General features: G+C 66.4%; 1 protein-coding gene. It reads right to left on the bottom strand.

Going from position 1 to position 613, the window contains the following annotated elements; translation table 11 throughout:
* A partial coding sequence (locus RZR99_RS33000; protein ID WP_323123854.1) for an IS66 family transposase occupies positions 1–613 on the bottom strand: 613 nt, incomplete at both ends.

Below are 613 nucleotides of genomic sequence, written 5' to 3' on the forward strand. Positions count from 1 at the left end.
AGAACAGCCAGCCCTTGCGGCCGACGACGAACGGCCGGATCGCGTTCTCGCACAGGTTGTTCGAGATCGGCCAGTTGCCGTTATCGACGTATCGGACCAGCTTGGGCCACTGTCCGTTCATGTACTGCAATGCCTTGCCGAGCAGACTCGACGGCACGACGCCCGGCAGATGCTCGACCAGCATGCGCTCGATGATGGCGAGCACGCGGGCGCTGTACCGGGCGCGCAGCCGTTGCCGGCATTCGGGCGTCCACTTTGCACTGCGCGCCTCGGCTGCGAACAGCCTGCCGATCAGCACGACGAAGCGCGTCGCCAGCAGGTCCGGCGAGCGTGCCGCCTTCGGCACCGACTCCTCTGCCTTGATGAAGCCGCGGCGTACGTGCGCCCAGCATCCGAGATGCACGAGCTGGTGAGCGTGGGCGATGCCGTTGTAGAGCTCATATCCATCTGTCATCAGCACGGCGCCGGGCTGCACGCCAGCGTAGAGCTTCTGCGCATGCTGGGCACCGCGCCCCGGCGAGTACGAGAACATCCGCACCGGCGGTCCCGAGCCGTTGACCTGCGCCCACAGGTAACTCTTCGCCTGCGGCCTTCGTCCCGGTTCCTTCAGCAC

The organism is Burkholderia alba (assembly GCF_034721475.1).
Taxonomy (GTDB): Bacteria; Pseudomonadota; Gammaproteobacteria; order Burkholderiales; family Burkholderiaceae; genus Burkholderia; species Burkholderia alba.